Source organism: Pandoraea morbifera, assembly GCF_902459575.1.
Taxonomy (GTDB): domain Bacteria; phylum Pseudomonadota; class Gammaproteobacteria; order Burkholderiales; family Burkholderiaceae; genus Pandoraea; species Pandoraea morbifera.
Window position 1 is genome coordinate 77,624 of sequence record NZ_CABPSD010000001.1, and the last position, 17,064, is coordinate 94,687.

The following is a 17,064-nucleotide window of genomic DNA, read 5'->3' on the forward strand; positions in this document are numbered from 1 at the left end:
TTCTTATTCCCCGTACTTCAAATTGCGCATCGTGCCGAGGGCTGTCCGGCTTGTCGATCGACGACGCGTACGGGGGACGGAGTCATGGCTCTTGGTGTGTCGTTACCGGCGTTGGATCTGCCGACGCTGCAGTTCGTGACCTTCCTGCTGAGTATCGCCACCGGCATTCTGTTCATGCTCGACGCGTTGCGTCGCGATGAGGCCGAATCGCCGCGATGGTGGAGCCTGGCATTCCTGCTCGCGACCTTCTCGCCCGTGCTCTATCTGCTTGCCGCGCGAAGTTCGCGGCTCGCCATCCTGTATCCGCTGGGCAATGCCGTGGCGACGCTCGCGTTCGCCATGGTGTGGAGCGGCGCACGACGCTTCTATGCGCGCAGCGTGCAGTGGGTGGCCGTGTTCGGTGGCCCGGCCGTGCTGCTTTGGGGGACCTGGCTCTTCGCGCGTCCGCTCGATGCCTGGAGCGGCGGGGTACTGTTCTACGCGCTGCTGGCGTGCTACAGCCTGATGGCGGCCAGAGAGTTCTGGCAGGCATCGGGCGTGCGCCTGCCGAGCAGTGTGGTGCTGGCGGTCGTCGCCGTCCTGCACGGCGGATTCTATTCGGCACGCGCCGTGGCGCTGGTGTGGCTCGGTCCGTCGGATCCGGTCTTCCTCGCCTGGTTCGGCCCGCAGGTCTCGACGACCGAAATGCTGGTCCTGATCGTGGTGGCGAGCTTTCTCATGGTCTCGCTCGGCAAGGAGCGCTCCGAAATCGCCTTGCATCGCGCCGCCACGCGCGACGGCTTGACACAGGCCTTCAACCGCCCGGAATTCACACGCCTCGCGCGCGAGCAGATTCGTCGGCACGGCGCGGCGCGCGCGCCGGTCGCGCTGTTGCTGCTCGATTTGGATCACTTCAAGCGAATCAACGATACCTACGGCCATCCGTTCGGCGATACCGTGCTGCTGTTGTTTGCCCGTACGGCCGCACAGCAGCTGCGCTCCGACGATATTTTCGGCCGTTACGGCGGCGAGGAATTCGCGTTGTTCCTGCCGGGCGTTGGAGCAGCCGAGGCTCAGGCAATCGCCGAGCGTGTGCGCGAAGCGTTCGAGCGTGCGGCTCGCACGGTGCAAGGCGAGCCGGTGGCGGCGACCGTCAGTATCGGAATCGCCTGCGAAGAACGTTCGCGCGGCGAACTCTCGTCGCTCGTGCAGCGTGCGGACCGGGCGTTGTACCAGGCCAAGGCCGCCGGTCGCAACCGCTGTGTGCGCTACACGCCCGAGACCGCCATGCCATCGGTGGAAGCGCGAGTCGATGCGCCACCGTTGCGGGCCGCGGCGGGCGGGTGACCCAAGGCTGCGTTGCCTTACCAGCGCCAGCGCAATCCCAACGTTGCCGACACACTCTGCTGACGCGTGTCGTCGAGCTGGGTGAGATAGGCGACGGTGGCATATACGCTTGCGTGGCGGTTGAAGCGCCCGGCCACCCCCACGCCGAACTGTGCGGCGGTGCTGTTCGCACTGGTGACAATGGGAGTGGTGCCGCCGAAGACGGCTCGCCCATCGCTGCCGAAGGTATGCAGCAGATTGAACAACAGATAGGGGCGCAACAGGCCGCGCGCGCCATCGTAGTTGCCTTCGAGCCGGGCGCCGATGCGCACGAGCCAGCTGTTGGTGCTGTCGAATGATACTGTCGAGATGTTATCCGTCAGGTCGTCGAGCGACTGGTGCTGCCACACCACCTGCGCCTGCGGTTCCAGGGAAAGCGTGGATGTCAGCGGGATCGGCAAGCCGGTCTCGAGCGATGCCGCAAGCGCTTTGCCGTGTGTGCTGCGCGCGGCGCCGCTGATCGGCTTCGACTCGTATTGCAGACTCGAGGCGAGGACGACCGCATCGGTGTAGGCGCCGCCCGGCATCACGTGAGTCCAATAGGCGCCAGCGCTGTACATGTCCAGGCCGAGCGAACCCGTGTGTGTATCCATCGCGCCCAGCGCCAGCCCTTGGGTATCCCCCGAGGCGCGCGTCCAGCCCCCCAGAACCCCAATGTGGTCGCTGTGCCCGCTGTCGGACTGGCGGGCGAAGAGGTCGTGTCCGATTTGCACGCCGCCGAGGTTGCCGTCGAACTGCGGCGAGACGTCCCCCTTGCTGCGCAGTTGTTCCGTCTGACCCCATACACGCGCCCATCCAGCGCTCAGCCAGCCGTGCTCCGTGAGCAGCCCCTGCTGGCCTTGCCGCTCGTGAAACGTGCCCATTTGCGCGAAACCTGCCGCGCGCGCGATCTCCGGCATCACCGAATACACCGGCACTTCCACACGATAGATGGGCAGGGAGGTCGACCCTGGGGCGGCCGCGGGCGGACTGCCTGCCGCACCGACCGGGGTGAGCACGGTACTGACGACTTGTCCGGTGACAGGGTCGACGTACGTGAGCGCGGTGGCGACCGGCACCGTCGAGCGCAGGAACCAGCTGTTCGTACTGCCTGGCGTGGTGCCGCCCTTGTAGAGATAGTAGGTATAGGCGCCCACGCTCACTGGCGTGCCAAGCGTGAACGCATCCGTCGTCGATGTGGCGCCGCCGACCGCCTGGACCATCGGAATGCCATTGCCCGTCGTGAGGGCGCCGAGACCGCCCATGTTGTTGACGGCGAGCGTGGTATTGCCGGCGATTGTGCCGCCGTTCACGGTCAGCGGCGCGACGCGCGAGGTGTCGTTGCCCAACACCGAATCGATGGCGAGGGTCCCGCCGTTGCCGGTGTAATTGCCAACGATCGTGAGCGAGCCATTGCCGCTGCCGTCGCCGGGGTGAATCGTCCCGGCATTGGTGACGTTGCCAGTGAGCGTGCCGGTGCCGGTCAGCGTAGCGCCCGCCGCGACGGTGGTCGTGGCGCCGCCCAGCGTGCTCGCGAGGTTGAACACGCCGCTTTGAAACTGCACGTTGTTGAAGGCTCCGCTACCCGTCCACGTCCAGTTGTCGCCTTGTGCGAGCAGGTTGCCGAAGTTGACGAACGCGTTGCTCGCGGTGCCCGTGCCTTGCAGGATCAGTCGGCTCGCGGCGCTCGATCCCCCATCGGCCGTGCCCACGATCTGCGAGCCGGTCTGCAGGATGAGCGTATTCGAGCGCGCCGCGGGGTTCATTGCGATCGCGGTGCCGACATCGCTTTCGATCAGCCCGGCGTTCGTGATCGTGATCGTGCCGTTGACGGTTCGCACCCCGTAGCCCTGGCGGCTGATGATCTGGCCACCGGCCTGATTGACGATCGACGACGTGAAACCCGACGCGGTGTTCGACACGACGGCGTCGCTGTTCACGCCGCGGGCTTCGATATAGCCGCTGTTGGTGAGCCGGTTGTTGTTCCCCTGCATGAAAACCGTGAACGAGCGATTCGAGGCGGTGCCGCCGGTCGTGATCAGGGTGCCGCTGTTGGCGACGGTGCTTTGGCCGCCCACGACGCTGATGGCCCGGCCGCCGCCGCCGTTGGCGGTGATGGTGCCGGTGTTGATGAACGTATTGTTCAGGCCGAGACCCGACGACTGACCCCACGCGGCGGTCATGCCGAAGGCGTTCGGGCCATTGACGGTGATGGTGCCGTTGTTGGTCAGCGTGCCGCGGTTGCCGTTGATGGCCATACCGTCGTTTTCGTAGCCGGTCGTGGTGACGACGCCCGTCGGCGTGTTGATGAGCGTATTGCCGTCATGCGCGCCGAGCATGGCGGCGCCGCGTCCCGCGGTATTGGTGCCGCTCATGCCGACCGTGCCCGAATTGCTGATGGTGCTCGACGAATCGACCGTGATCGTTGCCACGTCGGCCGCGCTACGCACTGACGAAACCGTCGCGCCCGGCGCCACGCTGACCGTCACGCCTGTGCTGCCGGCTTGCGCGGTGACCGTCGTATCCGTGCCGGTGCAGGTGACCGTGGTATTGCTCGCCGGGGCGACGTTGTCGCAAACGGCTCTGGCCGGGGCGGCCACGCACAGCGACGCGGCCAGGATCAGCGGCTTGAGCAGCAACGGAAGGGGGGCGGCATTCGCGGATGCCGCTGCGCGCATCGGTCTTGTCATCTTGCGCTCCTGAGGATGACGGTTTTAATTCATTTGATTCATCCGAATTGCGTTCAAATAGGGGATTGAATGACTCCTGGACAAATATCGACGTTGTTTCATCGCCGAATGTAATAAATTGTTACGGCTCGCTCGCGTTTCGAGATAGATGCGTTGCGTTCAGGATGTCAGCGGGATCGGCCGGACTCGGGCCGTTTCCAGGGGCGTTCGAAACGAAGTGCCCGACGCCGTCGGAAAAGCGGCCTCACGGTCGTGTAAAGTGAACGCTTTCCCTGCGCAGCCGCTGACGTTTTTCGCCATGCCGTCCACCATTCGCAATTCACTTCTCTGGGTTTTCGATCCGCTCGAGCGCAACGAAACTTATTTGCGAAAGCGGATGTTCGGGTCGGACGCCGCGTATGTGAACGGGTTGCAGTGCCTTGGGGTCATCGACCGCGATGCGCCGTGGGATGGCCTGCTGGTTTGCACGTCGCATGAGCATCATGCGTCGTTGCGCGAGGAGATGCCGACCTTGCGTCCGCACCCCGTATTGGGGAAATGGCTCTACGTGTCGCAGACCGACCCGGATTTCGAGGCCGTGGCCGAGCATGTCGTGGCGCTCGTGCTGGCGGGCGACCCGCGCATCGGCATCGAACCCTGGCCACGCAAGCCACGCAAGGCGGCGAGGCGTTCGCGGCCGTTGCCGTGAACGCAGGCGGTCGCGCGCCCAGGTCGGGCCAGCACCCGGCGATGGCGGCACGCCGACGCAGCGATGCGCCAATGTGCTCCGCCATCCACCACTCCTCGCCGCGATCCGTTCAATCTGCCGCGATATGCACCATCTCCTCGGCTTCGCCCGGCGCCTTCTTCTTCATGCGAATGAACAGTAGCAGTGGCATGACCACGATCGTGAGCACCATCATCAGTCGGAAATCGTCGAGGTACGCGATCATCGCCGCCTGACGGGTCACTTCGGCATTGATCGCCGCCATTGCCGCGTTGCCGTAAGTCTGCAGGTAGCTCTCCAGTCCTTGCGTGAACGGTGTGACTCGCTCGGACAGCACGGCGTGATTGACCTGGGTGTTCTGCGTGAGCAGTGTTTGCACGACGGAAATGCCGATACTGCTGCCGATATTGCGCGACAGGCTGTAGATCGCTGCGCCATCGGCTCGCAGCTGGCCGGGTAGCGTCGCAAAGGTGACGGTCGTGAGCGGCACGAAGACGAAGCCCAGGCCGAAACCCTGAATCACGCCGGGCCACACGATGTCCGACGGACTGAGCGTGAGCGAATAGCCCGCCATCATATATAGCGAGTACGCGGTCAGCGCGAAGCCGAATCCCAGCAGGTAGCGTACGTCGACCCTGCCCACCAGCCGCCCGACGATGAGCATGGCCGCCATTGTGCCCGCGCCGGAAGGCGCCGTCACCAGCCCGGTCAGGATCGCGGGATAGCCGAACAGGCTTTGCAGCATCGGCGGGAGCAGGGCGCGCGTGGCATACAGGATGATCCCGACGACGAAGATGTAGACGACACCGGTGTTGAAGTTGCGGTCACGCAGCAAGGCGCGGTTGAAGAACGAATGTTCGCCGGCCGTCCACGTATGGACGACGAAGTAGGCAAAGCAGACAATCGCGCCGAGCATCTCCAGCCAAATCTCGGTGGAGTTCAGCCAGTCCTGCTGTTCTCCGCGATCGAGCAGCAATTGCAGCAGGCCGATCGCCAGGCTCAGGGTGACGAAGCCCAGCACGTCGAACTTCCCCGCCTTCTGCTCTGGGGGTTCCTTCAGGTAGGCGGCGATACCGAGGAATGCAATCAAACCGATCGGCAGGTTGATGTAGAACACCCAGCGCCAGTTGTAGCTGTCGGTGAGCCAGCCCCCGAGCGACGGACCCAGGATCGGGCCGACCATCACGCCCATGCCGAACACCGCCATGGCCGACCCGTGCTTGTGTGGCGGATTGATGTCGAGCATGGTCGCCTGGGAAAGCGGAACGAGTGCCGCGCCGCAGATGCCCTGCAGTAGTCGAGCGGCCACGATTTCCGTGAGCGAGTGCGCCATGCCGCAAAGGGCCGACGCGATCGTGAAGCCGGCGACCGACCAGAGGAATACGCGGCGGCGTCCAAAACGGGCGCACAGCGTTCCGGTGAGCGGCGTGGCAATGGCGGCTGCCACGATGTACGAGGTCAGCACCCAGGTAATGGAGTCTTGCGAGGCGGCCAGGCTGCCCTGCATGTGAGGCAGCGCCACGTTGGCGATGGTGCTGTCGAGCGTCTGCAGGATCGTCGCAAGCATGACGGACATGCTGACGAGCGCCCGGTGCTTGCCCGGATCGTCAGCCTTTTCGGGGGATGCCACGGTAATTCCTCTGGTGGGTCGTACTGCTTGTCTTTCTTGCGCAGGGCGACGGACATCGCGTTCGCACCCGGTCTCCTGCCCCCGGCGCGCCTGGGCGCGCCGCGCGCTTTCACGTCGGGCTTTGCGTTTTTATTGGCGTCTTTATTCCGGCTCGGGCCCCGGACGCCGTGCCGGCGTCGGGCATTGCGCCTCGGCACGCGTCAGGTTGGCCAGTACCTTGCCCAGCAAGCGTGACAGCTCGGCGCGCTCGTCCGGGGTAAGGTCGGCCAGCGCTTCTCGCTCGGTCACGTTGGCAAAGGCCACGATCGTGTCGATCTTCGCCTCCGACGCTTCGGTCAGGTAGAGCCGGTGGGCCCGTTTGTCGTTTGGATCGCGCTCACGGCGCACGAGTCCCTTTTCCCTGAGTCGGTCCAGCAGTCTGACGAGCGCCATCGGCGTCAACTCCATGCGTTCGGCCAGCTCGGCCTGGGTCTGAACCCCATAGCGGTGCAGCATGACGAGCACGCGGGACTGCGCCCGCGTGAGATCGAAATTGCCTCGTGCGCGCCGGTCGAACAGGCGCGAATACACACGCGCCACGTCGTGCACCAGCGTGCCGAAGCGGGAAGACCAATCGATTTTCGGCATGGGGTAACGGAATGCCGACCGGGACATTCGGGCTGGTCGGCACGGTTAATTGATAAACACGTTTATGATTTTGCCAGAGTCTTTCTTCGGACGGCAACTGTCGCAAATAGGTGACACCAAACGGGCACGGGCCGGGACGCTCGGGCGGTTTCGCCTGGTGCGACGCGCTTTCCGGGGTGGTTGGCCGGCGCAGTGACACGGCGGTCGCCCAGCCCCGGCGGGTCCGTCCGGGAAAATGTGAAAAAACGAGCAAAAATAAGCACTTGACACTTCGCCTCGGCGGATCAAGAAAGGCATTGTGCGATGCACCGGCAGCGCGCCGGGACATGGCACCAGCCCTCTATTGACCTTATTAAGGAGTGTCACTCATGTTTGATCTTTCACAAGCCTCGGATGTCCTGTCGATCACCGACGCCGGCGTGCGCCCAGCCGCTTCGCCGACCGCCGCGCGCGCACCGGCGCACACACCCGTTGCCGCGGCGTCGCTCGACACGATGCGCGAGGAGCGTCTGCCGTTCACCATCACCATTGCGAGCGACGAAGCGTCGCTGCGTGAGGCCGTGGCCATGCGCCAGGCGGCGTACGGCCGGCACTTGCCGGCGCTTGCCGCCACGCTTGGCGAACCGGAGGAGAGCGACCGGGAGCCGGGGGCCATCGTGCTCGTGGCGCGGGCACGGCTCGACGGCGCGGTGCTGGGCACCATGCGCATCCAGACGAACCGTTTTGCCCCGCTGCATCTGGAAGACTCGGCACCGCTGCCGGCCTGGCTCGGCTCGGCCGCGCTGGCCGAGGCGACCCGTCTGGGGGTGGTGGCGGGCCCGGTCGGGCGGGTGGTGAAGACGGCGCTTTTCAAGGCCTTCTATCAGTACTGCCTGCTTTCAGGGATCGACTGGATGGTGATCACGGCGCGTCCGCCGTTGCATCGGCAGTACGAAGCGCTGATGTTCGTCGACGTTTTCCCCTCGCAGGGCCTGATTCCAATGGCGCACGTGGGCGACATCGGGCACCGGGTTCTGGCGCTCGACGTGGGGCAGGCGCGTGCACGGTGGCAGGCGGCGGAGCATCCGCTGTTCGCCTACATGTGCCTCACGCACCACCCCGACTTGCGCCTGGGACTGCCGGGCATCGTTCGTGGCGACGGGGTATCGCCGGTTGAAGCCAGTGTTGGCGCGCATTTGCGGGATTTATCTTTTAGTGCCGACGAGGTACGATGCGTAGCAGCAGGCTACAGCCTGACGGTGTAATGCCGTTATACGACAAAACGTTATCCCGTCGCATGCATTCGGCAACTTCTGCGGCGACGGCGGGAACGAGCAGTACGGGCAAGAGACACCTGCCCGTGCCTGCCGGGGATACCCGGCGGCACGGGACAGGGCGGGCCCGGCCGGCAAGCTTGCCGAAAGGTAAGGCCTTGCACGGCACAGAATGCGGGGGTGACCAACGAGATAAGGGCATAAGAGTCATATGGCGGGGGAACTCGGCAACGAGCGTGACGATCACGGCCGCAATGCGAACGATTTCGCCGACGAGTTGGCTGAGCTCACCGGTAAGCGACGCCGTTGGCGTATCACCGCGCGGCTCGACGAACTCTTTCGCAGCATTTCCCTTTACGCCGTCCCCGCAGCGATCATGCTGCTCTCGGGGATCGTATTGGTGTTCCAGGAGAGTCAATATGCCGTGCGCGGCGCAACGCCATTGAGCTTTCAGGCGCTGGGCGACGTGCCGGCCACGCTCGGTCCGCCGATCGTGCTCGGCTCGCTCGAGCGCGCGGGCGCGGTCCAACAATTCAGCACGCATTTATCCGAGGCTCCGGTCTGGTTCCGCGTGAGCGTGCCGCCCGTAGGCGACACGGAACACACTGTCATCGAATTCCCGTCGCGCCACGCGCAGACGCTGGCGTGCTGGCGCGATCCGGCGGCCGCGCCGATCGGCCGCGCCGACCGAAGCGAAGTGAGCGGGGCCATCCGCATGTCCAAGGCCGGGTTTGCGATCGATCTCGGCCATCTCACCGGTCCGGTGTCGCTGCTGTGCGAGGGCACGTTCTCCGGTCCGGCGCATCTCACGCTGGTTGCCTGGCCGGCGTCGCAACTGCGCGTGTCCGAGCGGGAGTTCCATCGCAGCAACGGGCTGCTCGAAGGCGGCCTGCTGACACTTTCGGCATTTGTGCTCGTCACGGCCATCATCAACAAGGAATGGCTGTACGTGCTCTTTGCCGCCTGGCTGATCGGCAACCTGCGGTTGGCCGCCAACTCGCTCGGTGCCGACACGCAGTGGCTCGAACGTGCGATCCCGACGGAATGGGACGTCCTCGTGCGCAAGGCGACCTTCGCGATCTACTACGTCCTGACGTATTCGCTGTTCACGCAGCTGTTCAAGCGCGAGCTGCGCGTGATCGGGCTGCGCTGGATGGTGATGGTGCTGCAATGGGCCGGTGTGGTGCTATGCTGCGCGGCCATTGCGCTGCCTTACGCACACTTCATTCCCGTGCTCTGGACTGTGGCCGCGCTCGGCATTGCGATTGTACTGGCGTTACTCGTGCGCATTCTGGTGCTCACGCGCTCTCGCGTGGCGGTCTGGTACAGCGCGTCGCTGGCCATCGTGCTGTTTGCCACTTTCTCCGAAGTGATCGCCGCCGCATTCAACGCGCGGGCGCTGTCGTCTGCGCTCAACAGCGTGACGGCGGCGCTGTTCTCCAGCTTGATGGCGGCACTCGCCATCGCGGAGCAGATGCGACTGGAACACAAGGGCCGGCTTGAGGCGCAGACCGAGCTGCGCAACGCCTACGACGTGACGCCCGTTGGCCTGTTCACGCTCAACGATCAGGGCGTATTCGTACGCGGCAATGCCGCGTTGCACACCATGCTCGGCATTCCCAACACCGAGGGGCGTGCGTATCGCTGGGATCAGTACTTCGGCCAGAACACATGGCGCATGCTGCTCGACGTGGCGCAGAACAGCGACGAGTCCGAGCTGGAGATCCTGTCGCTGCCGCGCGACGACGGGCGGGTGAGCCGGTACCTCGTCAAGGCCATCTTCTCCGCCGGGCGGATCGAAGGTTCGTTGCAGGACATCACCGAACGCTCCCGGACGATGGAGCAGTTGCGGTATCTGGCCGAGAACGACCCGCTCACTGGCGTATCGAACCGGCGCGGGATCGAGAAGGCGCTTGCGGATGCGATCCGGACGTTGTCCGATGCGCGGCCGGCGGCGCTGGCCTATCTGGATCTCGACCGCTTCAAGCTGGTGAACGATCTCTTCGGGCATGCGGCGGGCGACGAGGTGCTGCGACAGGCCTGTGATCGCATGCGGTCACGGTTGTCGCTGGATCAGAGCGTGGGCCGCACCGGCGGAGACGAGTTCATCGTGGTGTTTCGCGATGCGACGATCAAGGAAGCCGCGGCCGTGACCCGGCGCCTGGTCGATGCCATCGCGGGAGAGCCTTATCAGATCGGTGAGCGCGCGTTCCAGGTGCGCGCGTCGGCGGGCGTGATCGAACTCACGTCCGACATGCGTGTGCCTGACGCGATTTCGTCCGCGGACCGGGCCTGTCGCGAAGCCAAGAAGGGGCGCCGCGAGCTGGTCGTGTACGAGCGTGGCGCCGCGGCGTTCCGGGAGCGGCTGGCCGAGTTGCGTCTGATCGACGCGCTCGACGCCGGTCTTACACCCAACACGCTGTTTCTCGAGATGCAGCCGATCATGGAGATGGCATCGCCGGGCGACTCCCTGAACTTCGAAGTGTTGCTGCGCATGCGCGACTCCGACGGCAACATCGTCCCGGCCTCGCGCGTCATCAGTGCGGCAGAGGAGAACGGCACCATTGGCATGATCGACAAATGGGTGCTCACGAACACGCTGACGTGGATCGATACGCATCGCGAGAAGCTGGGAAAGACGCGGTTCGTGTGCGTGAACCTGTCCGGCGCGTCGCTCAACGACGAGCATTTCGTGCGTGACATTTTCGCGACGCTGGCCGCGCACGAGCGCGCGGTTGCCCTGTTGTGCATCGAAATTACTGAAACGGTGGCATTGCACGATCTGGACAATACGCGTCGCTTCGTCGACCGCATCCATCAACTGGGCGGGCGCATTGCGCTCGACGACTTCGGTGCGGGCTTCAGTTCGTTTTCCTACCTCAAGGATCTCGCGGTCGACGCCATCAAGATCGACGGCGCCTTCGTCAAGAGCATGGCGGCGCATCCGGCCAACCTCGCCATCGTCGAGGCGATCGTGGCGCTGGCCAAGAATCTGGGGATCCGAAGCGTGGCGGAATGGGTGGAAGACGCCGCGACGCTCGAGGCCCTCTCGGAACTTGGCGTGGATTATGTGCAGGGCTTTCTGATCGCCCGCCCACAGACGCCCGAGGCCATTCTGGCGGCCGATTCGGCGGCGAGTTTCGTTCGCGATCCGGAGCTCGCCACATTGCTCGTTGAACTGGGTGACGCGTTCTATCCGCGACCTGGCAGCAGCACGACCCTGCATTGAACGACCCCGCGGATCCCTCCGTTCGGCGCCTCGATCGGCGATCCGTGCGTCGAATTGTCTGTATTTTCCACAATGCTGTATTTCGGCTCCGAGCGCCCGTTTTCAGTGCAGGCATGCCGTGCCATCCGACGCAAACCCGCATGGGCACTGGGTTTCGTCGACAGGCGAATTCGGCGCGGACGGCGTTGGGAGGTAACCCGAAGTAAGATTACCAATTGGAATAAATCTTGTCCGGGGCGACGCTCAGGTGGCAGAATTCGACCATCGACGTGATGGGGGCAAGGCTCCATGAACCGACGAGTCGTTTCCGCATGCGGGGGGAAACGTGAAATTCGACAAGGCTCGTCGGGGTTCCACCAAGACAGACACGCGATATGTAACGGGGTTAGGGCCGGCGGCATCCATGCGATGGCGTCGGCGCAAACGGATGACCTAACCAAGAACAATGACAATGATCTCGACTCTTCTGAAACTCGTTTACCGCTACAGCCATTCGGCGCAGTGGCGTCATAACGAGCGGCTGTGGCCGCACGGGCGAATCGAGCGCGACGCCATGGGAGCCATCGAGCGCTTTACGTGGCGAGGGCGCAATGTGCCGCTCGCGCGGCGCGCCGAACTGCAGCGTCTGCGACGTTTTCCCTGCCATATCATCGCCAGTGGTCCGTCCATCGCCGAAATCGATTACGACGCTTTGCCGATGCATCATGTCATGGGCGTAAATGGCGCCATCGCGCTTACCGAGCGTGCCGCGGTCAAATTCGACTACTACTGCATCCTCGATGCGGGCTTCGTGCGCCAGCGCCCCGATCTTGCGCGGCGCATCGTGGCGCGTGATCTCGTGCTGTTCGTCACGCCGGTGGTATTGGCTCGCTTGCTCGAAGTGTTTCCGTCGTCGGCGTTCGGGTGCCGTTTCTATCTCGTGGACGATATCTTCAAGCGCGGCATGGAGGCGGCAAGCACCCCACGGGCACTGCGCGCGAATGCGCGGGTCGCCGCGAGTTCGGCGTTTCTGGGTGACGACGGTCGTCTCGGATTCAGTTTTGACATCGACAACGGTTTCTTTCATGGCGGCACCGTGGCGTATTTCGCGCTTCAGGTGGCGACGTGGCTCGGCTTTACCGAAATCTATCTCCACGGCGTTGATCTGCGGCAGGCTGCGCAGACGCCGCGCTTCTACGAGACGATGCAAAGCCGCGCACCGACGAAACTGGACGCCGAGTTCGCCGATCTTATTGAGCCTTCCTTCCGTCACGCGTCCGAAGTTCTGCGCGCGCGCGGCGTGCGCGTCGAAAATCTCTCGAACACCAGTGCCCTGGGCGACGACATTTTTGCGAAGGTCGACTGGCGTTCGCTGCGTCGTCGCAACCTGAGCCTTGTCGTGCCGGATGAGACGGTACCGGTTCCGACGGCACCGGCGGACGCCGACGCCGCATCGCCCCTTCGCTCCACCGGTACGCACGGTCACGCGTAACGAAGTGCCGCGCGCCGTGTCGCAGCGGCGCGTCGCGTGGGTGCGAGGGCAAGGCGCTGTCGCGCGCACGGCGTGCTCGGCCATCTTGCCGCCCCAGGGCGACGGGACCGCCGCGCGGCGGCCTACCTGCTACAATCGCACTCCGGGTTTTCCTGAAGCATGAGCGATTATGGGGTTTGGCTGGTTCGGACTGTCGACGTTTTGGTTGCTGGCACTTTGCTGGCCTGGCGTACGGGGTCTGCTTGGCGGTGAGATACGAATCTTCGGCCCCGGCACACTCCGCATGCTGCTTGGCGTTCCGCTCGCGACGGTGTCGAGCGCCACGCTCGCCGCGCTCACCGGCGGCGACGGCAATACGGCTGGCGGCAGCGTCGGCCAATCCCTCTCCCACGGTCTGCACGTCGCTCTGGGCGACTCGCTCGCGATGGGCGTCGCTGGCCTCGTCCTGCTGTTTTCCATTCCGCTGGTCTTCGGCACCACCTGGTGGGGCATGTTCGCGCGCCGCCGTCCCGACGACGACGGCATCGACGCGCCGTCCTACGAGGCGCGTCTCGATGGCGTGACACGTGAACCGCTGCGCGGCTTGTCGCGGGTGTCGCTCGACATGAGCGAACGGGGCGAGCGCGCGGAGCGATATCACCCGACACTTGGGCAAGGTCATCACAACGTCGGCAGCCTGGCGCAAGAGCCAGTGCCGCGTCGTCGCGGTCTGGCGGCGCAGCCTCGATGGAAGCTGTCCGACGAGGAGCGCGCTCGCCTGGACGCGATGCAGCCTCCACCGTTGACGACGCGCGGCGCGCCTCGTGCGGAGCCTACTTTCGCAAGGACGCCTGCGGGCCGGGTCGCGGGCGCCGCGGGCAAGGGGGCGTCCGGGGCGCGACCGGGCGTCGCGGCGGTGGCAGGCGCCGTGGCGAGTGCCGGCGCGTCCGCCCCGGCGGGCGCACGCGTGGCGCCGTTACCGGGCAGTTACGCCTCGGACAACAGTGTTGGCGATGCCTTGCGCATGACGGCGTTCGTGCGGCGCGAACCCGGTTTGCCCGCTCGAGACGCGCGCACTGCGTCGTCGGCAGCGGCGCCCCAGGGCGTGGCTCGCACGTCCGGCGCCGCGAAGGTATCCAGCGTCTCCAATGCCGCCACCTCGCTGAATCCGGCTGTGCCGAAAGCATCTGTCGATCCACTGCATTCCACGTCGATTCCCGGTGTGAGCGGATATCGACGTCCGGTGGGCATGGCGCCCGCGCATTTGCGTGGCACGATCGTCCACAGCCCGTTTCGCAAGCCACAGCTGGGGCTCGAGGACGTACCGCCGCGCGGCGCGGCCCCCACGGCGCCGCGCGCACATGAGGCGACCCCGCCCCCGGTCTCGCCGGAGGCCATCGCGGCGCATGATGCAGCGCCGATTTCCGAAGCACACACTGCAACCACTCGATTGGCGGAGCCGCCTGCTGCCCCAGTGATTCGTGGCGCCGCAAGGTGGTCGGCGACGGACGCGGCCACGCCACTGGCTTCCGAATTCGCGGCGTTCTCACCCGTCGACCTGTCGACCGGAGATGCCGGGATCGGGCCCAACGTGCTGCCTCCGGCACCGACGCCTGAAATGCTGGCGCAACAGGAAGCGGCACGCGAAGCCGAGCGCGTGGCCGAGCGTGAGGCGGAAATGGCGGCGTTGGCGCACGCCAAAGCGATGGCGGCGTTACGGGATGAGGCGCAAGCCTTGCTTCGCGACTTGCGCGATTGGACCTCGACCGACGTCCGCTCGCACGAGGATGCCGCGAGCCGACCGCTCGACGTGCCTGGCGCCGCGTCCGCGACTGCGGGAATGCCGGGTGTCGGGGCGCCAGAGGTGCATGATGGGCTCGAGGTGCCTGCAGGGCGCATTGCGACTTCGACCGGTATTCGCGAGAATGCGCGGGCGCAAATCGCTTCCCATGCGGCGCTCGACGCACCGTCGACGCCAATGCCCGTCACTCTCCCGCGCCCGTTCGTTTTCGCCGATGTGCTGGCGAGCGTGGAGCCCGCCGATGCGCGTCAACGCGCCGCGGTGCCCACGGCAGGCCCGTCGTTTGTCGCGTCCGAAGTGCTGGACATGCCGCAAGAGCTTGCTGCCTCGACCCCGGGCGAGGTTTCCGGTGCGCTCACGGATACGCTTTCCGACGTGATCCCCGCGGACACCGCCGAGGCAATACCGGTGACGAACCCGCACGAAGCGGGCGAGGGCGCCGCATCGAAGCCGCACTATGTCCTGCGCGCCGACGGCACGTGGGCGCGTGCGGACGAAACGTCGGCGTCGCTCCTCCCGGCGACGTCCGCCTCGACCGCGCCGGTCTCGCCGTTCGTCGTCACGTCCGACGCGGCGCCGCCGATCGCGGCATCCCCGTCAGTTCCCCCCATCCCGTCGTTCGCGACTTCGACGGCATTCGCCGCCGCGACCGCGGCTGAGCCGTCGAGGGCCAACTTCTCGTCGGACACGCCATACGCGTTGCCACCTCCGCGCGTGCCCATCGATTACGACCTCCCGCCGCTCGAACTGCTTGCGCCTGCCACGTCGCAGGACTTGGCGAGTGTGGTGTCGGACGAAGCATTGGCAGCGGTGAGCCAACTGATCGAGCAGCGTCTTGCCGAATTCAAGGTGCCGGTCACGGTGGTAGGCGCGTCCGCCGGGCCGGTCATCACGCGTTTCGAGGTGGAGCCGGCGGTGGGCGTGCGCGGCGCCCAGGTCGTTGGTCTGATGAAGGATCTCGCGCGGGCCCTGGGCGTCACGTCGATCCGTGTGGTCGAAACCATTCCGGGCAAGACCTGCATGGGTCTCGAACTGCCGAATGCGCAGCGCCAGATGATCCGCCTGTCGGAGATTCTCACGGCCGCGGCGTTCGACGCACATCGCTCGCGTCTCGCCTTGGCGATGGGTAAGGACATCACCGGGGAGCCGGTCGTGGCGGATCTGGCGCGCGCGCCCCATTTGCTGGTGGCCGGCACGACCGGCTCGGGCAAGTCGGTCGCCGTCAACGCGATGATCCTCTCGTTGCTCTACAAGGCAACGCCGGAAGACGTTCGGCTCATCATGATCGACCCGAAAATGCTCGAGCTCTCGGTGTATGGCGGCATACCGCACTTGTTGGCGCCGGTCGTCACCGACATGAAGCAGGCCGCACACGCCTTGAACTGGTGCGTGGGGGAAATGGAAAAGCGCTATCGCCTGATGTCGGCGCTCGGGGTGCGCAACCTGGCCGGCTACAACGAGAAGATCGACGCCGCGCGTTCGGCAGGCGAGAAGGTGAGCAATCCGTTCTCGCTCACCCCCGACGCCCCCGAGCCGCTGGACCGTCTGCCGTTCATCGTGGTGGTCATCGACGAGCTTGCCGATCTCATGATGGTGGCGGGCAAGAAGATCGAGGAACTGATTGCGCGACTGGCGCAAAAGGCGCGCGCGGCAGGCATTCACCTGATTCTCGCCACGCAGCGGCCGTCGGTCGACGTCATCACGGGGCTCATCAAGGCGAACATTCCGACGCGCGTGGCTTTCCAGGTCTCGTCGAAGATCGATTCGCGCACGATCCTCGATCAGATGGGCGCAGAGTCGTTGCTCGGTCAGGGCGACATGCTGTTCCTGCCGCCCGGTACGGGGTATCCACAGCGTGTGCACGGGGCGTTCGTGGCGGACGACGAAGTGCACCGGGTCGTGCAGCACTGGCAGCAGTACGGCGAGCCGGATTACGACGAGGCGATTCTCGCGGGTGATCCGGGCGACGCGGCGTCGGCCGATCTTTTCGGCGAGACGCCGGGCGATGCCGAGGCCGATCCGCTGTACGACGAGGCCGCCGCATTCGTGCTCAATTCCCGCCGCGCATCGATTTCCGCGGTGCAGCGTCAGCTGCGCATCGGCTATAACCGTGCGGCGCGCTTGATCGAGCAGATGGAGACCGCCGGAATCGTCAGTCCAATGGGGCGAAACGGGGCGCGCGAAGTGATCGTCGCCAGCGACTAATCCGCATCGCTTACATCTACCTTACGACCCGCCGCCCGAGTCGAACTCTTTGGCACTCCGTGCCGATGTCCAGACACGCGCCGTACAAGGCGCGTGCTACGAAACCCTCCGCAAACCCGCGCCAAACGG

At 65.4% G+C, this 17,064-nt stretch carries 9 protein-coding genes; 6 read left to right on the forward strand and 3 right to left on the reverse strand.

Annotation, left to right across the window (positions count from 1 at the left end):
- The first annotated feature begins 84 nt into the window (after positions 1–84).
- Positions 85–1,326 carry a GGDEF domain-containing protein gene (locus tag PMO31116_RS00315; RefSeq protein WP_150564951.1) on the forward strand — a complete coding sequence of 414 codons (1,242 nt, stop codon included), beginning with the start codon at positions 85–87 and terminating at the stop codon, positions 1,324–1,326.
- 17 nt (positions 1,327–1,343) lie between these two features.
- Here the strand turns inward: PMO31116_RS00315 and PMO31116_RS00320 are convergent, their stop codons facing one another.
- Positions 1,344–4,034: an autotransporter family protein gene (locus PMO31116_RS00320; protein WP_246185081.1), complete on the reverse strand. Its 2,691-nt coding sequence runs from the start codon at positions 4,032–4,034 to the stop codon at positions 1,344–1,346.
- Between the two features lie 298 nt (positions 4,035–4,332).
- Here PMO31116_RS00320 and PMO31116_RS00325 point away from each other — a divergent pair, with 298 nt between their 5' ends.
- On the forward strand, positions 4,333–4,722 hold the full coding sequence (locus PMO31116_RS00325) for a hypothetical protein (protein ID WP_150565464.1): 390 nt from the start codon (positions 4,333–4,335) through the stop codon (positions 4,720–4,722).
- A 109-nt stretch (positions 4,723–4,831) separates the two neighbouring features.
- Here PMO31116_RS00325 and PMO31116_RS00330 read toward each other — a convergent pair whose 3' ends face one another.
- Positions 4,832–6,316 carry an MDR family MFS transporter gene (locus PMO31116_RS00330; RefSeq protein WP_150565465.1) on the reverse strand — a complete coding sequence of 495 codons (1,485 nt, stop codon included), beginning with the start codon at positions 6,314–6,316 and terminating at the stop codon, positions 4,832–4,834.
- Positions 6,317–6,511: 195 nt separating this feature from the next.
- Positions 6,512–6,997 (reverse strand): MarR family winged helix-turn-helix transcriptional regulator, encoded by a 486-nt coding sequence (locus PMO31116_RS00335; protein WP_174970664.1) that lies wholly within the window; start codon positions 6,995–6,997, stop codon positions 6,512–6,514.
- Between the two features lie 368 nt (positions 6,998–7,365).
- Here PMO31116_RS00335 and PMO31116_RS00340 point away from each other — a divergent pair, with 368 nt between their 5' ends.
- From PMO31116_RS00340 to PMO31116_RS00355, 4 genes are all read left to right on the forward strand, one after another.
- A complete protein-coding gene (locus PMO31116_RS00340) occupies positions 7,366–8,241 on the forward strand; it encodes a hypothetical protein (RefSeq protein ID WP_150564953.1) in 876 nt (291 codons plus the stop codon).
- Positions 8,242–8,461: 220 nt separating this feature from the next.
- Positions 8,462–11,479: a putative bifunctional diguanylate cyclase/phosphodiesterase gene (locus PMO31116_RS00345; RefSeq protein ID WP_150564954.1), complete on the forward strand. Its 3,018-nt coding sequence runs from the start codon at positions 8,462–8,464 to the stop codon at positions 11,477–11,479.
- Between the two features lie 451 nt (positions 11,480–11,930).
- Positions 11,931–12,950 (forward strand): hypothetical protein, encoded by a 1,020-nt coding sequence (locus tag PMO31116_RS00350; RefSeq protein ID WP_150564955.1) that lies wholly within the window; start codon positions 11,931–11,933, stop codon positions 12,948–12,950.
- A 283-nt stretch (positions 12,951–13,233) separates the two neighbouring features.
- Complete coding sequence (locus PMO31116_RS00355; protein WP_246185082.1) at positions 13,234–16,935, forward strand: DNA translocase FtsK; 3,702 nt, start codon at positions 13,234–13,236, stop codon at positions 16,933–16,935.
- Positions 16,936–17,064: the final 129 nt, after the last annotated feature.